Annotated in this window: 12 protein-coding genes and 2 pseudogenes; 9 read left to right on the top strand and 5 right to left on the bottom strand. The window is 70.4% G+C overall.

Going from position 1 to position 16,386, the window contains the following annotated elements; translation table 11 throughout:
* The first annotated feature begins 90 nt into the window (after positions 1 to 90).
* Complete coding sequence (locus E3T49_RS07325; protein WP_134424313.1) at positions 91 to 4,023, top strand: Pls/PosA family non-ribosomal peptide synthetase; 3,933 nt, start codon at positions 91 to 93, stop codon at positions 4,021 to 4,023.
* A gap of 6 nt (positions 4,024 to 4,029) precedes the next feature.
* Positions 4,030 to 5,442 carry a M1 family metallopeptidase gene (locus tag E3T49_RS07320; protein WP_134424312.1) on the top strand — a complete coding sequence of 471 codons (1,413 nt, stop codon included), beginning with the start codon at positions 4,030 to 4,032 and terminating at the stop codon, positions 5,440 to 5,442.
* A gap of 12 nt (positions 5,443 to 5,454) precedes the next feature.
* On the opposite strand, the gene E3T49_RS07315 is transcribed toward E3T49_RS07320, so the two are convergent.
* Entirely contained in the window at positions 5,455 to 6,156 is a 702-nt protein-coding gene (locus tag E3T49_RS07315; RefSeq protein ID WP_134424311.1) for a 4'-phosphopantetheinyl transferase family protein, read from the bottom strand.
* Positions 6,157 to 6,251: 95 nt separating this feature from the next.
* Between E3T49_RS07315 and E3T49_RS07310 the strand changes: the two genes are divergently transcribed.
* Complete coding sequence (locus E3T49_RS07310; protein ID WP_134424310.1) at positions 6,252 to 7,268, top strand: magnesium and cobalt transport protein CorA; 1,017 nt, start codon at positions 6,252 to 6,254, stop codon at positions 7,266 to 7,268.
* Here the strand turns inward: E3T49_RS07310 and E3T49_RS07305 are convergent.
* A complete protein-coding gene (locus E3T49_RS07305; protein ID WP_134424309.1) occupies positions 7,246 to 8,277 on the bottom strand; it encodes an adenosine deaminase in 1,032 nt (343 codons plus the stop codon). The genes E3T49_RS07310 and E3T49_RS07305 overlap by 23 nt on opposite strands.
* A gap of 139 nt (positions 8,278 to 8,416) precedes the next feature.
* Here E3T49_RS07305 and E3T49_RS07300 point away from each other — a divergent pair, with 139 nt between their 5' ends.
* Positions 8,417 to 12,211 carry an AAA family ATPase gene (locus E3T49_RS07300; RefSeq protein WP_241972702.1) on the top strand — a complete coding sequence of 1,265 codons (3,795 nt, stop codon included), beginning with the start codon at positions 8,417 to 8,419 and terminating at the stop codon, positions 12,209 to 12,211.
* On the top strand, positions 12,204 to 12,482 hold the full coding sequence (locus tag E3T49_RS07295) for a hypothetical protein (RefSeq protein ID WP_134424308.1): 279 nt from the start codon (positions 12,204 to 12,206) through the stop codon (positions 12,480 to 12,482). The genes E3T49_RS07300 and E3T49_RS07295 overlap by 8 nt, the downstream gene beginning before the upstream one ends.
* 289 nt (positions 12,483 to 12,771) lie before the next feature.
* On the opposite strand, the gene mscL is transcribed toward E3T49_RS07295, so the two are convergent.
* Entirely contained in the window at positions 12,772 to 13,209 is a 438-nt protein-coding gene (gene mscL / locus E3T49_RS07290) for a large conductance mechanosensitive channel protein MscL (RefSeq protein ID WP_134424307.1), read from the bottom strand.
* A 49-nt stretch (positions 13,210 to 13,258) separates the two neighbouring features.
* On the opposite strand from mscL, the gene E3T49_RS16520 reads away from it, so the two are divergent.
* Positions 13,259 to 13,477, top strand: a complete 219-nt coding sequence (locus E3T49_RS16520; protein WP_241972706.1) for a hypothetical protein — start codon at positions 13,259 to 13,261, stop codon at positions 13,475 to 13,477.
* Between the two features lie 14 nt (positions 13,478 to 13,491).
* Here the strand turns inward: E3T49_RS16520 and E3T49_RS16515 are convergent.
* Positions 13,492 to 13,632, bottom strand: a pseudogene (locus E3T49_RS16515) (FmdB family zinc ribbon protein); the annotation flags it as partial.
* A gap of 92 nt (positions 13,633 to 13,724) precedes the next feature.
* Positions 13,725 to 14,303, bottom strand: coding sequence for a 5-formyltetrahydrofolate cyclo-ligase (locus E3T49_RS07280; RefSeq protein ID WP_134424305.1), 579 nt, complete (start codon positions 14,301 to 14,303; stop codon positions 13,725 to 13,727).
* A 34-nt stretch (positions 14,304 to 14,337) separates the two neighbouring features.
* Here E3T49_RS07280 and galU point away from each other — a divergent pair, with 34 nt between their 5' ends.
* From galU to E3T49_RS07265, 3 genes and pseudogenes are all read left to right on the top strand, one after another.
* Entirely contained in the window at positions 14,338 to 15,231 is an 894-nt protein-coding gene (galU, locus tag E3T49_RS07275) for a UTP--glucose-1-phosphate uridylyltransferase GalU (RefSeq protein WP_134424304.1), read from the top strand.
* Positions 15,232 to 15,287: 56 nt separating this feature from the next.
* The gene (locus tag E3T49_RS07270; RefSeq protein ID WP_134424303.1) at positions 15,288 to 15,947 is read left to right on the top strand and encodes a GNAT family N-acetyltransferase; all 660 of its coding nucleotides are present in this window, start codon (positions 15,288 to 15,290) and stop codon (positions 15,945 to 15,947) included.
* Between the two features lie 72 nt (positions 15,948 to 16,019).
* Positions 16,020 to 16,386: pseudogene (locus tag E3T49_RS07265) on the top strand (hypothetical protein); the annotation flags it as partial.

Genomic DNA, 16,386 nt, shown 5'->3' with positions numbered 1-16,386 from the left:
GGTTCCCGTAATAAGACACCTGCTCGTTACCTGCGGGTTCTAAGCTGGTGGCGCGCGGTGGCTGGCACCGCGACCGTTTGAGGAGCCTGTGTGACCCTGACCCCGATTCAGCCCGGCCAGGACGTGCTCGCGGCCGGGCACCGCACTTCGCGCGCCCGGACCCTCGTCGACATTCTGCTCGAGACGGCCGAGCGGCATCCGACCGCCCTCGCCCTCGAAGACGTCGACGGAGCCGTCAACTACCGGGACCTGATCCGCCTGGTCACCGAGCAGGCCGAGCAGCTCAGCCGCAGCGGGGTGCGCCGCGGCGACACCGTGGGCATCCGGATCCCGTCGGGAACCCGCGAACTGTACCTCTCCATTCTGGCCACGCTCCTGGTCGGCGCCTCCTATGTGCCGGTCGACGCCGACGACCCCGAGGAGCGTGCCCGGCTCGTCTTCGGTGAGGCCCGGGTTGTGGGGGTGATCGGGGCCGGGGGCGTGTTCGCGGTGCGCAGCGGCATCGACGCCGACATGTTCGCCGAACGGATGCTCCCGCCCGGCGACGACCTGGCCCTCGCCGGCACCATCGGCGCCATGCCCACCCCCGACGACGACGCCTGGGTGATCTTCACTTCCGGCTCGACCGGCGTGCCGAAAGGGGTCGCGGTGGCGCACCGCTCGGCCGCCGCGTTCGTCGACGCGGAGGCCGACCTCTTCCTCCAGTCCGAACCGATCGGGCCCGCGGACCGGGTTCTGGCCGGATTGTCGGTGGCCTTCGACGCGTCCTGCGAGGAGATGTGGCTGGCCTGGCGGAACGGCGCCTGCCTCGTTTCGGCGCCCCGGTCGCTGGTGCGGTCGGGTGTCGACCTCGGCCCGTGGCTGATCAAGCACGGGGTGACCGTGGTCTCGACCGTGCCCACCCTCGCCGCGCTGTGGCCGGAGGAATCGCTCGAACGGGTGCGACTGCTGATCTTCGGCGGCGAGGCCTGCCCGCCCGAACTCGCCGCCCGGCTCGCCGTGCGCGGCCGGGAGGTCTGGAACACCTACGGGCCGACCGAGGCCACCGTCGTCGCCTGCGCCGCCCGGCTCGACGGCGAGGGGCCCGTGCGCATCGGGCTTCCGCTGGCCGGCTGGGACCTGGCCGTGGTCGACGCGGCCGGCGCCCGCGTCGCCCACGGCGAAACGGGGGAGCTCATCATCGGCGGGGTCGGGCTGGCCCGCTACCTCGACGCCGCCAAGGACGCCGAGAAGTACGCCCCGCACGTCGAACTGGGCTGGCACCGTGCCTACCGCAGCGGCGACCTGGTGCGCTACGAACGCGAGGGTCTCGTGTTCGTCGGCCGAGCCGACGACCAGGTGAAGCTCGGCGGGCGGCGGATCGAACTCGGCGAGATCGAGGCCGCGCTGCGCGCGCTCCCCGGGGTGGCCGGGGCGGCCGCGGTCGTGCAGAGAACACCGGCCGGCAACCAGGTCCTGGTCGGCTATCTGGCCCAGGTCGAGGGGGCCGTCTTCGACCGGGCGGCCGCCAACATCCGTCTGCGCGAGGAATTGCCGGCCGCGCTCGTGCCGCTGCTGCACGTCGTCGACGAGCTGCCCACCCGCACCTCCGGCAAGGTCGACCGCGGCGCCCTGCCCTGGCCGCTGCCGACCACGGGCGGCGAGCAGACGGATGCCTTCACGCCCACGGCCGCCTGGCTCGCCGACGGCTGGGCCGCCATCCTCGGGGTGCCGGCCGACGGCCCGGATGCTGACTTCTTCGCCCACGGCGGCGGATCGCTCTCCGCCGCGCAATTCGTCTCGACCATCCGCGAACGGTTCCCCGACACCCGCGTCTCCGACATTTACGACTACCCCCGGATCGGTTCCCTCGCCGATGAGCTCGACGGCCGGGTGCCCGCGGCGCCGAGCAGCGGGCGCACGGTGCTGCCGGTTCCCCGGCGCAGCCAGCTGGCCCTCACCCTGCTGGGCGTGCCCCTGCACGTGCTGGTCGGCGCGCGGTGGCTGGTCTACCTCGCGGCGGCGAACAACCTGCTCTCCGCCTGGGGCGGAGCCTCCTTCGCCCCGACGATCTCCTGGTGGTGGGTGGCCGCCGGGTTCCTGCTGTTCGTCACGCCGCCCGGCAAGATGGCCCTCTCCGTCGTCGCCGCCCGCCTGCTGCTGCGCGGCGTGGAGCCGGGCAACTATCCTCGGGGTGGCTCCGTGCACCTGCGGCTGTGGCTGGCCGAACAGGTGGCGCTGCTCTCGGACGCCGTGAGTCTGGCCGGCGCGCCCTGGATCAGCTACTACGCGCGGGCCCTCGGCGCCCGCATCGGCACCGACGTCGACCTGCACACCCTGCCGCCGGTGACCGGGATGCTCACGATCGGTGCGGGGGCGGCCATCGAACCCGAGACCGACCTGTCGGGCTACTGGATCGACGGCGATGTGCTGCGCATCGGGGCGGTGCGGATCGGCGCCGGCGCGACCGTCGGCTCCCGCAGCGCCCTGTTCGGCGGCGCCCGGATCGGGGCCGGTGCCGTGATCGAATCCGGCTCCGCCGTGTCCGGACCGGTTCCGCCGGGCGAACGGTGGGCGGGATCCCCGGCCGCCCGGGTCGGTGCCGCCCACGCGTCGTGGCCGGCCGAACGCCCACCGCGCGGGACCCGCTGGCTGACCGCCTTCGCCGCCGGGGCCATCGCGATGACGGCCCTGCCCGTGATCGCCGTGCTCGTCGGCGCACTGATCGTGGGGGCCGCGATCGGCGACGCCGCCACCCTGGGTGACGCGCTCGGCCGGGCCGCCCTGGCCACCCTGGCCGCGGTGCCGGCCGCCGGCCTCGTCTACGCGGGTCTGGTGCTCCTCGCGGTGCGCGCGCTCGGCGTGGGCCTGCGCGAGGGGTACTACCCGGTGCGCAGCCGCATCGGCTGGCAGGTCTGGATGACCGAACGCATCCTGGACAGCGCCCGCACGCTGCTGTTCCCCGTCTACGCGAGCCTGCTCACCCCGGTCTGGCTGCGCCTGCTCGGCGCGAAGGTGGGCGCGGGTGTGGAAGCCTCCACCGTGCTGCTGATCCCCGCCCTGACGACCATCGCCCCGGCCGCCTTCCTGGCCGACGACACCATGGTGGCCTGCTACGAGCTGGGCGGCGGCTGGCTGCGCATCGGACCGGCGAAGGTCGGTCGCCGGGCCTTCCTCGGCAACAGCGGCATCGCGGGCGCCGGGCGCACCGTGCCGCGCAACGGTCTCGTCGCCGTGCTCTCCTCCACCCCGCGCAAGGCGAAGCGCGGGTCGTCGTGGCTGGGCAACCCGCCCGAACGGTTGCGCCGCACGACAACGGATGTCGACGAAGCCCGCACCTTCCACCCGCCGGCCCGGCTCGTCACCTGGCGTGCCCTGTGGGAGCTGTTGCGCATCGTGCCGGTCATCGTCACGGCCCTGATCGGACTCGGCGTGCTGGCCGCCCTCGATGCGCTCTGGCTGCTGCTCGGTGCGGGTTGGGCCCTCGCGCTCTCGGGACTGGTCCTCCTGGCTGCGGGCGCGGTCGCCGCCGTCGTGACCACGGCCGCGAAGTGGCTGCTGATCGGCCGGATCGACGCCACGGAGCATCCGCTCTGGTCATCGTTCATCTGGCGCAACGAGGTGTCGGACAGCTTCGTCGAAATGGTCGCCCGACCCTGGTTCGCGGCCAAGGCCGCCGGAACGCCCGTGCTCGCCCTCTGGCTGCGCAGCCTCGGCGCGAACGTCGGGCACGGGGTCTGGTGCGAGTCGTACTGGCTGCCCGAGGCCGACCTGGTGACCCTCGAGGACGGCGCCACCGTCAACCGGGGCTGCGTCGTGCAGACGCACCTGTTCCACGACCGGATCATGCAGCTGGACCGGGTCACCCTGGCGGCCGGGGCGACGCTCGGGCCGCACAGTGTGATCCTGCCGGCCGCCGGCATCGGCGAGGGAGCGACCGTGGGACCTGCCTCCCTGGTCATGCGCGGGGAACGCGTGCCGGCCGGGTCGGTGTGGTCGGGCAACCCCATTTCGCCCTGGCGTGCCCCGCCGTGGCAGACTTGACGCCCCATGCCTCGCACCCCGCCGAAGAGTCCCGCCCTCGCCACGATCCCCGCTCCGAGTCCCGCCAAAAGCCTCACCGCGCTGCCGCCCAGGCCAGCGCTCGCCGCCGCCGGCCACGGCTCCGCGTCCGCGGGCGACCCGTACCTGCCGGGTAACGGCAACGGCGGGTACCTCGCCCTGCACTACGACCTGGACCTCGATTACCGGGTGTCCACCAATCAGCTGCGGGGAACAGCGACGGTGACCGGCCTGGCGTCCCTCCGGCTGGACCGGTTCAGCCTCGATTTCGACGGCCTCACCGTGGACCGGGTCACCGTCGACGGGGTGCGGGCGCAGAAGGTCAGCCAGAGCAAGCGCAAGCTCACCATCACGGTGGCCACGGCGATCGAAGCGGGGGAGCGGTTCGAGGTGACCGTGCGGTATCGTGGCACGCCGCATCCGTTGAACAGCATCTGGGGCGAGGTCGGCTGGGAGGAACTGGACGACGGCGTGCTGGTCGCCGGGCAGCCCACCGGTGCCGCGTCGTGGTTCCCCTGCAACGACCACCCGAGCAACAAGGCCTCGTTCCGGATCCGGGTCGCCTGCGAAGACCCGTACACGGTCGTCTCCAACGGCGCGCTGATCGCTCGCACGACGCGGTCGGGACGCAGCAGCTGGACCTACGAGGTGACGGAGCCGATGGCCACCTACCTGGCCACGGTGCTGATCGGCCGGTACCGCCGGGCCGACGTGGCGGCCGCCCCGGTGGCCCAGCGCATCTTCTTTCCGGCCAACCTCGCCCGTGAGGTGGCGGTGGACTTCGCCCGCCTGCCCGAGATGATCGCCGTCTTCGACGGTCTCTTCGGTCCCTACCCGTTCGGCGTGTACTCCGTCGTCGTCACCGACGACGAGTTGGAGATCCCGCTCGAGGCGCACGGCCTTGCCGTCTTCGGCCGCAACCACGTCGACGGCCTGCACGGCAGCGACCGGTTGATCGCCCATGAACTCGCCCACCAGTGGTTCGGCAACAGCCTGACCGTGTCGCGGTGGCAGGACATCTGGCTGCACGAGGGGTTCGCCTGCTACGCCGAGTGGCTGTGGGCCGAGGCCAGCGGGGGCCTTCCCGCGGACACGAGCGCCGCCGTGCACCGCGCCGAGATCGAGGCGCTGCCGCGCGACATCGTGGTCGGCGATCCGGGCCCGCACGATATGTTCGACGACCGGGTCTACAAGCGCGGTGCGCTGGCTCTGCACGCGTTGCGACGGTCACTCGGCGACGATGTGTTCTTCGGCGCCGTGCGCGCCTACACCCGGGCGCGCCACCACGGCTCTGTCTCCACCGACGACTTCGTCGAATTCTTCACCGTGCACACCGACAGCAGCGAGATCCGCCGGATCGTTGACCGCTGGATCTACCGGAGCGCGCTGCCCAAGCTCTAGGCCGGGCCGGCGTCACCGACGGATGGCCGCGGCCGGCACCACGCTCACGGTCGGCCCGCCCGCGGCGAACCCGTCCTCCGAGAGCACGGCCACCGTGCCGACGAGCCCGGCGCCCGGCTCGAAGCCGCGCAGGCGCAGGGCCTCGACCGGGAAGCCGGCTCCGCGCCAGGCGGTCAGGACGACGTCGGGCGGGTCTTCGCGGCCCGGCAGTCCGACGGTCAGGTCGCGCGGGTCCACCCGGAGCCCGTCGCCGGTGCACTTCAGTGCCGCCTCCTTCGCGGTCCACATCCGGGCCCGGGCGTCGGCGGCGTCACTGCTCGGCACCGCGGACAGGGCGGCGAGCTCGGCCGGCCCGAACGCGACCGCGTCGAACAGGGCCGGGTCGACCCCCGCCCGGGACACAGCCGCGACGGACTCGACGTCGATCCCGACCGGGCCGAGGAAGGTCAGGGCGAACGCGGCGCTCCGTCCGGCCCGACTGAGGCTGACGTGCAGCGGGCCGGCCCCGCTGCCGGCTCCGGGCGACACCGCCACCAGCGGGCGGCCGTGGTCCGTGCCGCCACAGTGCGGGCAGCTGCGCTCGATCCGCACCGACGGTGGCGCAACGCCGAGCACCCACGCGGCAGCGGTGGCGAGCAGCAGGCGATCGTCGGCATCCGTGGGCCCGCGGGGAGCGAGCACCACGACGACGTCGCCGGCTCGCTCAGGATTCACGACCCCAACCTACCGTCCCCGCCGACGAGCCTGCCTCGGTCAGCGGGCGGTGAGCCCGGTGCGACACTGGTAGCTGGTATCTAAGGAGAACGCGCGTGGCACTGATCGACAACGCTGTATACGTGAACGGCCACCGGGAGGCGAACCCGGGGTCGCTCGACGAGACGTACGAGGTGATGAAGGCCCACCACGGCTTCGCCTGGATCGGGATGTACCGGCCATCGCCCGACGAGATCCGCTCGGTCGCGGCCGAATTCAGCCTGCACCACCTCTCGGTTGAAGACGCGCTGAAGGGCCACCAGCGGGCGAAGCTGGAGCGCTTCGGCGACATCCTGTTCGTGGTGCTGCGCCCGGCCCGTTACCTCGACCGGGAGGAACGCGTCGAATTCGGCGAACTGCACGTCTTCGTCGGCCCCGACTTCGTGGCCACCATCCGCCACGCCGAGTCGCCCGACCTCGCGCAGGTGCGCGAGCGCATGGAGAAGACGCCGGAACTGCTGGCCCTCGGACCGGAGGCCGTGCTCTACGCCATCCTCGACCAGATCGTCGACGAGTACGGGCCGGTCGTCGCCGGGCTGGAGAACGACATCGACGAGATCGAGGACCAGCTCTTCGACGGCAACCAGGCCGTGGCGCGGCGCATCTACGACCTCTCCCGTGAGGTGATCGAGTTCCAGCGTGCGACGCAGCCGCTCGTGGGCATGCTGGAGTCGCTGCAGAAGGGCTTCGCCACCCACCATGTCGCCGCGGAGCTGGGCCATCACCTGCGGGACGTGCTCGACCACACTCTCCGTATCGTCGAGCGCGGCGATGCGTTTCGCCAGCTCCTCGACAACGCGCTCACGGTGCACAGCACCCTCGTCACCCAGCGCCAGAACGAGGAGACCCGGCGTTTGTCCGAGACCAGCCTGGCCCAAAGCGAAGAGGTCAAGAAGATCTCCAGCTGGGCGGCCATCCTCTTCGCGCCCAGCCTCGTCGGCGCCGTCTACGGCATGAATTTCACCCATATGCCCGAGCTCGGCTGGGTGTTCGGTTACCCGTTCGCCCTCTCCCTGATGCTCATGATGGGCGTGGGCCTCTACGGGGTGTTCAAGAAGAACGGATGGCTGTAGCCGGCCCCGAGGCCGGCTCCCGCCGGGCGGTCAGCCAGGTCTCGACCTCGTCGAGGAGCGCGGCCTTCTCGGCGGGTGTCAGGAACGACGCCTCGATGCCGTTCCGGGCGAGCAGGGCCAGCCGGTCCGGCCCGAGGTCGAACTCCGCGTCGAGCGCGGCCAGGTTGTCATCGATGTAACCGCCGAAATAGGCCGGGTCGTCGGAGTTGATGCAGGCGAGCAGCCCGCGGTCGAGCATCCGCACGATCGGGTGGTCGGCGAGGGTGTCGATCACCCGGAGTCGCACGTTCGAGAACGGGCAGACGGTGAGCGGCACGCGGTCCCGCACGAGCCGGTCGAGCAGCGCCTCGTCCTCCAGGCTGCGGATGCCGTGGTCGATGCGTTCCACCCCGAGCAGGTCGAGGGCCTGCCAGACGTAGTCGGGCGGCCCCTCCTCGCCGGCGTGCGCGACCAGGCGCAAACCGTGCGCGCGGGCCAGGTCGAAGACCTCGGTGAAAAGCGCCGGGGGATAGCCGACCTCGGCCGAGTCCAGCCCGATTCCGTCGATCGCCACCCCGTCGGCGAGGATCTCGCGCAGGATCTGCAGCGCTTCGTCGGCCGGCCGGTCGCGCAGGAACGTCACGATCAGCTTGGTGGTGATGCCCCACTCGTCGACCGAACGGTCCAGGGCGTCGCGCACCCCGGCCAGGGCCGTGCCGAGCGGCACACCCCGGCTCGTGTGCGCCTGCGGGTCGAAGAAGATCTCCGCGTGCCGCACCCCCGCCGTGCGTGCCCGGGCGAGATAGGCGCGGGTCAGGTCGGCGAAGTCGATCCGTTCCCGCACAACGTCCAACGCCCGGTAGTAGAGGTCCAGGAACGACTGCAGATCGGCGAAATCATACTGGGCGCGCAGTTCGTCCAGCGATGCCCACGGCAGGGTCACCGCGTTCCGCTCGGCCAGTTCGAAGAGCAGCTCCGGTTCGAGGGTTCCCTCGATGTGCAGGTGGAGTTCGACGAGGGGTAGTTTCATTGCACCATTCTCGCAAGCCGATTCGATCACGGCCGCACGCGCATCCGGAAGCCCCGATTTGGCCCAATTCGGGCTCGAATCCCCGCAATTCCGGGCCGCCTGCCGGGGAATCGGAGGTGATTGGCTTAGGGTGTCGAGTGTGTGGCGCCTCGATAAGAAACTAGATGACGACGGCTTCCTGACGGAGATTCAGGATGCTCCGTCTGCTGACCCGCACGATTCCGCGGCCGCGCACGCGGTCAGCCTGGGCGATCCGTCCCTCACCGTGGGCAATGTGGCCGACCCCGTCTGGCAGCGCTGGCGCGACGAACTCGCCGAGGTGGGCGGGCGTTCCCCGCTGCTGCACTTCAGCGACGGCCCCCGCACCCGCATCGAACTCAGTGCCACCCACCCGGGCGGCCTGCCCCAGTTCATCACCGGCAAGACGACGCTGCTCTCCAACCTGATCCGCGACGAGCTGGCCCTCAGGAACGCCAGGCTGGCGGCCGGTGAGATCACCCAGAAAGGCATCGAACTGCGCTCCATGCGCGGGATCGAGTCGGTCAACCTCGCCATCGGCCTCGCCGAGTGGCGCTACAACGACGTGGACTACAGCGCCCCCGTGCTGCTGCGCCCGCTCGCGATCCGTCGGTACGGCCGCGACTTCGAACTCAAACTCAAGGGCCAGCCGTTCCTGAACCCGGAGCTGGCACGCGCGCTGAAGGACCAGTTCCAGATCGTGCTCGATGCCGACGCGTTCGTGGCGCTGGCCGTCACCAACGGCGCCTTCAAACCGCAACCCGTGATCGACCGCCTGCGCGGACTGACCTCGCACCTGCCCTGGTTCAACGTGGTTCCCCGTCTCGTGGCGTCCTCCTTCGCCGACGTGGGACGGGCACTCGCCGCGGATGCCGCCGAGCTGGACCATCCGCTTCTTGACGCGATCGGCGGCAACAACAACGCCCGCCGCGCCATCGAGACCGCGTACAACCCCGTCGTCCCGATCGGCCAGGACTCCCGGCCGCCGGCCACCGACACCCTGCTGCTCGACGCCGACTCCGAGCAGGAGAACGTCGTCGCCCAGATCGCGGCCGGCAACTCCCTGGTCGTCAAAACACTTCCCGGCACCGGCGGCACCCAGACCATCGTGAACGCGATCGGATCGCTGATCGCGCAGCACAAGCGCGTGCTCGTGGTCAGCGCCCGCCGCTCCAGCCTCGACGGCATCGCGCACCGTCTGGTGCAGGTCGGGCTGCCCGGGGTCGCGGTCACCCCGCGCACCCTGCGCCGTGACCTGATCCAGTCGATCACCCGCAACGAGAAGGCCACCCAGCCCCTGGTCGGCGACGTGGACGACGCGCTCGTGCGACTGCGCAAGGTGCTGCTCGACTACCGGTCGGCGCTCACCCGGCGCGACCCGGCCCTCGGGGTGTCCGTGCTCGACGCCCTCGGCGAGCTCGCCCGCCTGGCGCAGTTGCCTGCCCCGCCGTCGACCACGGCCCGCCTCGACCGCAACGCGCTCGAACGTCTGGCGCAGGGCCGGCCGCTCGCCGCCGCCACTCTGATCAAGGCCGCCGCGCTCGGCGAATTCCGCTACGGCCCCGGCGACTCACCCTGGTACGGGGCGTCCTTCACCTCCCCGGCCGACGCCTCGGGGGCGCATCAGCTCGCCAAACGGGTCAACCAGGTCGAACTGCCGCGCCTGCTCGAGCGCGCCGCCGGCCTCGTCGGCCAGACCCGGTTGCGCCCCTTCGAGACCATCGCCGAACTGGGCGTGTACCTGCGTCTCCTGCTCGACATCCGGGAGACCCTCGACAAGTTCCAGCCGGCCGTCTTCGACCGGTCGCTGACCGAACTGATCACGGCGACCGCATCTCGTCGGGAATCGCCCGACATGACCGGAGCCAACCGCCGCCGCCTGCGCAAGCTGGCCGTGGAGTACCTGCGTCCGGGCGTTCACGTGAGCGACATGAACGAGAGCCTGCGTCGCATCCAGCAGCAGCGCACCCTGTGGCAGCGCTTCGTGGTGGCCGGCGTCACCCCCGAGGTCCCGGTGGGAATTTCGGATGTGCATGTGGCCTACCAGCGTGTCTCCGAAGACCTGGCGAGCCTCGACATCCCCCTCGGCACGGCCGGAACGACGCGGCAGCTGTCGAATCGCCCGGTCAAGGAATTGATCTACGCGATCTCCGGACTGGCCGCCGAGAGCGAGGTGCTCGCGAACCTGCACGAGCGCACCGCGTTGCTGGCCACCCTGCGCGAGCACAACCTCGACCCCCTGATGACCGACCTGGCCCAGCGTCACGTGTCAGAGAAAGACGTCGCCGACGAACTCGAGCTCGCCTGGTGGCAGTCCGTGCTCGAGACCATGCTCAGCGGCGACAAGGCCCTCCTGAACGCGAACACCCAGGTGCTCGACCGACTCGAGGCCGACTTCCGGCTGGTCGACGAGGCGCACGCCTCGACCACCGGGCAGCTGCTGGCCTGGCTGCTCGCCGAAACCTGGAAGATCGGTGTCGTCGACTGGCCCGAAGAGGCCGATAACCTCCGGCGCCTGCTGCGCGCGGACCGGGCCACCCCCACCCGCCTGCACAAGGCCGCCCCGCACCTGGGCCGCGTGCTCGCCCCGGTCTGGCTGGCCTCGCCCTACGAGGTTGCCGGCCTTGACGACCTGATGAGCTTCGACACCGTGCTCCTGGTCGACGCCGGCGCGACCACCCTGGCCGAAAATGTGGGCGCCATCCGTCGCGGCCGCCAGATCGTGGCGTTCGGCGACCCGGTCACGCAGACGCCGTCCTCGTTCGAGACCGGCATCACGGCCGCCGCCGACGACAAGCCGCTGCAGGAGACCAACGTGGACGCCCTCCACGCCGACTCCGCCCTGGCCCGTCTCGGTGAACTCCTGCCGACCCTCACCCTGACCCGCAGCTACCGCGCGGGCGGCGAAGACCTCGCGGAGCTCGTCAATCACCGCTTCTACGGCGGCCGCATCGACTCCCTGCCCTGGGCGGGCAGCTACCTCGGGCACGGCAGCCTCACCATCAACTACGTCGCCGGCGGGCACGGCATGCCCGACGCCGACTCCGGGGCCGTGGAGAGCGTCGACGCCGAGGTCGCGAAGGTCGTCGAACTCGTCATGGACCACGCCGTCAAGCGCCCGAAGGAATCGCTGATGGTGATCACGGCCAGCGCGCGGCACTCCGTGCGCGTGCACCAGGCCGTGCTGTCCGCCTTCTCCAAGCGCACCGACCTCTCCGACTTCATCCTCAAGGACCGGGCCGAACCGTTCACGGTGCTCACGCTCGAGCAGGCCGTGGCGCAGAGCCGCGACCGCGTCATCTTCTCCATCGGCTACGGCCGCACCCCGCACGGTCGGCTGCTGACGAACTTCGGTTCCCTCGGCGAACCCGGCGGCGAACGGCTGCTGGCCATCGGTATGACCCGCGCGCGCCGCGCCATGGACATCGTCTCCTGTTTCCGCCCCTCCGACATCGACGAGGACCGTCAGCGCCACGGCATCCTCGCGCTCTCCCAGGTGCTCAGCGAGACCGAGGCGCGCCGCAACGAGGCGCAGGTGCCCGACGCGAGCGAGGCCATGCTGGTCGACCTGGCCCGCCGGCTCGAACGGCTTGGCCTCACCGTGTCGCTCGGGCACCGCGGCAAGCTGGCGCTCGCCGGCTCGCACGCGGGCCGCGCCGTCGTCGTCGAGACGGATGCCGTCGTCGGCCGATCGAGCCTGCGCGAGTCCCTGAGGCTCCGCCCCGAGGTGCTGCGCCGGCTCGGCTGGCACTACCTGCGCGTGCACAGCTTCGAACTGTTCAGCAACCCGGACGCGGTGGCCGCGCGCGTGGCCGCCCTGGTCGGGGTGACGGCGACGCCCTCCGCTCCGGGATCGGCGGCACACGGTTCGGCCGGGCCTGGTTCATCCGGCACGGTACGCCGGCCTGGTGCCTGAGCGCGCAGCGCCCGAGGAGGATGAGGCGGGCGTCGGTCCTGCCGGGCTCGCCCCGCGGACACCGGCATCCGGCGTTCCCCGACAGTCGGTCGTCACGTCGGGCGGTACCTCACGGCGCGCCCGGCTGACGCCGGCGCCGGGCACCGACCCGAATCCGCATCCGCCGGTTCTGCGCGAGGAGGGCGGCGTCGTGCCCGCCGACCCCGACGGACCGGGCACCCGCGGCGTCAACGACGAGCGGCTCCGGCAGGACCGCCCGCCGCACTGGTAGCCGTCCGCGCTGCTGCCTGGGCCCCTGCTGCCTGGGCGCAGGCCGAGCGCGCGCGTGTGGCTGACTCGGGACATCCGTCGCCCACATGCACCGGCCGTCACGGACCAGTGCGGGTCCGGAGCGGACGTTCACCCGCCGCTCGCCGCCCACGCCCCGAACGAATTCGACAGAGATTTTCGTCGTGGAGCGGGGTTTCGGGCTGGTCAAGGCCGATCCGGGCAGAATCTCCGTCGAATTGGTTCGATTCCGGACCGGAGGCTGCGCCGCCGATCGGGTGGGACCCGCCCGGTTACCGGGTGTGCTTCGGACCCTGGTCGATCGTCGCTCCGGCGGCCAGAAGGTCGCGGATCTCGGTCAGGAGGTCGAGTTCCGTCGCCGGGGCGGCGGCCTCGGCCTCGGTGGGAAGCCCGGCCGCACGGCGGCGCTCCTGCGCGTGCTTGACGTGGTTGAGCGGCATCACGAAGACGAAGTAGACGACGGCCGCGACCAGAAGGAAGTTGATGGCCGCCGCGAGCACGAGCCCGAACGACAGCTCCCCGCCGCCGGGCAGGTCGACGACCATGGCCTTGGCGAGGCTCTCCGAATTGAAGATCGCCGCGATCAGCGGGTTGAAGATACCCGCGACGATGGCGTGGACGACCGCGGTGAACGCGGCGCCGATGACCACGGCGACGGCCAGCTCGATGACGTTGCCGCGCATGATGAATTCTTTGAAGCCCTGGATCATGGTGATTCTCCGGTGAGGTTTCGGCGCCGGGACAGGCGAGTGGGGGGTGGTGAGAGGGGAATTACTTCAGGAGGCTTTCGCCGCCGGCGCTGACGTGCTGCTGGTGGCGGGTTTCGCTGCGGGCGTCGAGGCGGCGGCGGACTTCTCGCTGGAAGTGGAGCTCGAGCTCGAGCCGGAGTCGGCCGATGTGCTCTCGGACTTTTTGTCCGAGGTCTTCGACGAGCGTTCGAGTGAGCGCTTCGCATCCGACCGGGAGTCGTTGCTGTAGAAGCCGGACCCGCTGAAGGTCACACCGATCGACGAGAAGACCTTGCGCAGCTTGCCACCGCAGCTCGGACACTCGGTCAGCGTGTTGTCGGTGAAGGCTTGCTGGATGTCGAACGCGGTGTCGCACTCGGTGCAGCGATAAGAATAGGTAGGCACTGGAACTCCGATGGGGGAACCGGCGCGCGGGCCGGAATCTCCGATTGTTGAATGGCTTTCGTGGAACGGGCGGGAAAGTAGGGGGGAACGGGTCAGAACGCGATGATGCGCGTGGGGGTGACCAGGCCGTCCACCGGCTGGTCGTGCACCTCGCGGGGTACTTCGTCGACGAACTCGTTGTCGAAGACGACGGCGTACACCGGCGGGCACTTCTCCATCGAGCCGAGGGTCTTGTCGTAGTAGCCGCGACCCCAGCCCATGCGCAGTCCGGACGCGTCGATGGCGGCGGCCGGCACGACGATCAGGTCGACGTCGTTGATCGCGATCGGGCCGAGCAGGAGGCCCTGCGGCTCCGGCGCGCCCGAAAGGCCCTCGAATTCGGTCTGGTCTTCACCGACGGTCCAGTCGAGCAGGCCGTCATCGCGGGAGACCGGGAACAGCACACGGATGCCCTGAGCCTCCGCCCAGTTCACGAACGGCCGGGTGTCCGGTTCGGTGCGACTCGACAGATAACAGGAAATCGACCGGGCCGACAGGTCCAGGGTGATGCTCTGCAGGTTCTGGGTGAGGCCGGCCGTCGCGGCATCCCGCTGCACCGAAGACATGTTCTGGCGGCGCTCCCGCAGCTCGGCGCGGAGCGCGCGCTTTCGATGACCGATGTCGGAGTCCATATAACTCATCCTAGATGCCGATATCGTAGGGACCATGGGGACAACAATTACCAAAGCCGTCATTCCTGCTGCAGGACTGGGCACGCGCTTTCTTCCGGCGACCAAGGCCATGCCGAAGGAAATGCTGCCCGTCGTCGACAAACCGGCCATTCAGTACGTGGTCGAGGAAGCCGTCTCGGCGGGTCTGACCGACGTGCTGATGGTCACCGGCCGCAACAAGAACGCGCTGGAGAACCACTTCGACCGCATGACCGAGCTCGAGGCGATCCTGAAGCAGAAGGGCGACCAGGGCCGCCTGGCCAAGGTCAACCACGCCACCGAACTCGCCGACATCCACTATGTGCGCCAGGGCGACCCGCTGGGACTGGGCCACGCAGTGTTGCGCGCCAAGATGCACGTGGGCAACGAACCCTTCGCGGTGCTGCTCGGTGACGACATCATCGACGATCGCGACCCACTGCTCACGAAGATGCTGTCCGAGCAGGCCAAGCGCAACACGACCATCATCGCCCTGATGGAGGTCGAGCCCTCGCAGATCCACCTCTACGGCGCCGCCGCCGTCGAGCCGACCGACGACCCCGACGTCGTGCGGGTGACCGGGCTGGTCGAGAAGCCGAGCACCGAGGATGCCCCGTCGAACCTGGCCATCATCGGTCGCTACGTGCTGCGACCCGAAGTCTTCGCCGTGCTCGAGCACACCCTGCCCGGCAAGGGCAATGAGATCCAGCTCACCGACGCCCTGCAGGAGATGGCTCTCACGCCCGAAACCACCGGCGGTGTGTACGGGGTCATCTTCCGCGGCCGCCGCTACGACACGGGCGACCGCCTCGACTACATCAAGGCCATCGTGCAGCTCGCGGTGGATCGTGAAGACCTCGGGCCCGATCTGCGGCCGTGGCTGCACGAGTTCGTCGCGACCCTCGACTAGGGCACGAGCGGTACATTGAGGGAACACCATCGCGGGATTGAGTAGACGGGCACACTGTGGCGATCGCACTACCGACGCTTCATGACGGACCCGTCACCCTGCGGCCGATCCGGTTGCGCGACGACAGGAACCTCGAGCGGTCCCTGATGGAGAACCGCGGCTGGCTGCGAACGTGGGAGGCCACGAGCCCCTACGCGCCGATGTCCTTCGACACCCGTTCCAGCATCCGTAGTCTGCTCGCACACGCGCGCACCGGCAGCGGGCTGCCCTTTGTGATCGAATACGACGGCGAACTGGCCGGTCAGCTGAACGTGTCGTCGATCACCTGGGGCTCGCTGTCCTCGGCCACGATCGGCTATTGGGTGGGCGAGGAATTCGCGGGCAAGTCGATCACGCCGACGGCCGTGGCGCTGGCCACCGACTACTGCTTCGGTCAACTGGGGTTGCACCGGATGGAGATCTGTATCCGGCCCGAGAACGTGCCGTCGCTGCGGGTCGTGGAGAAGCTCGGCTTCCGTTACGAGGGCCTGCGCCGCCGGTTCATCCACATCAACGGTGACTGGCGCGACCATTTCTGTTTCGGTCTCGTGGCCGAGGAAGTGCGCCAGGGCGTTCTGCACCGGTGGCAGTCGGGTCTGGCGCCGGCCGACGCTGCCCGGGTGACGGACGTCGATCGGGCGGCCGCGGCGCATCCGTTGCCGGTGAGCGACCGATGAGGCCGGTAATTGGCCGTGACACACCCTCGGTAATCATCCCCGCACCGCCGTGCCGCTCCTACCTTAGAAACTATGAGTAGCGAGGTTCTCGGCGGGGGAGTGATGATTGCGGTTGCCGCTGCCCTGTGGGTGACCTACCTCATGCCGACCTGGGCGCGCCGACGCCAGTACCTGGCCACCGAGCGCAACGCCGTGCGGCTGCAGCAGACCATGCGGATTCTCGCCGAAACGTCCGAGGTGCCCCAGCAGGTGCGGCTCGAAGCGAACGCCCGCACCGTGGTCACCCAGCGCAAGCTGCTCGCCCAGGCCGAGGACGACGCCCGCGCCGAGGCCAAAGCCGTGACGGATGCCGCGGTCGCCGCTCGCCGTTCGGCCGCCGCCCTCGCGGCCGCGAACCGTGCCGCCGCTGCGAAGGCCGTTGCCGCCCAGGCCGCCGCCG

The sequence above is a fragment of the Cryobacterium cryoconiti genome (assembly GCF_004403065.1).
GTDB lineage: Bacteria > Actinomycetota > Actinomycetes > Actinomycetales > Microbacteriaceae > Cryobacterium > Cryobacterium cryoconiti.
This window is presented reverse-complemented; position numbering and strand designations above follow the sequence as displayed.